1 pseudogene is annotated in these 590 nt (G+C 76.1%); it reads left to right on the top strand.

Features of this window, described 5'->3' with window-relative positions:
• Positions 1 to 590 (top strand): annotated as a pseudogene (locus HO151_RS02410) (ABC transporter permease); the annotation flags it as partial.

The following is a 590-nucleotide window of genomic DNA, read 5'->3' on the forward strand; positions in this document are numbered from 1 at the left end:
CACGGTCGCGCTCGCGGGATCGCTGCCGGGCGCCACCGCCACCCTCGCCGGGGCGAGGGTGGCCGAGGTGCGCGAGCAGACGGCCGCCGACTTCGTCGTCACCCCCGCGGACGGCGCGGGCTTCGACGGCGCGGGCTTCGACGAGGCGACGCTGGGAAGACTGCGTGCCCTGCCCGGCATCGAGATCTGCGCGATCTCGTCCGGCGCCGTGTACGTCCTGGAGGACGGCGTGGCGCTCGTGGAGTCCGGGGCCCGCGCCGCCGATCCCGGCGCGCTCGCCGAAACCGCCCGGCTGCCGCTCGTGGCCGGGCGGGTGAGCGACCTGGACGACTCCTCGATCATCGTCAACGAGGAGTGGGAGCGGCACACGGTGGGGCGGAGCGTGGACGTGTGGCTCGGCGACGGCACGAGGAGGTCCCTGCGGATCGCCGCGGTCATGAGGACCGGCACCGGCGACAACGGCGTCTACGTGACGCCGCGCAACGCGCCGGACGCGTACGTCGACCGCGTCGACGTACGCGTCACCGACGGCGGCGACGGCACCGACGCGTCCGCCGTCGCCGCCGGGCTGCGGGACGCGGTGCGGGCGG

The organism is Streptomyces sp. 8P21H-1 (assembly GCF_013302945.1).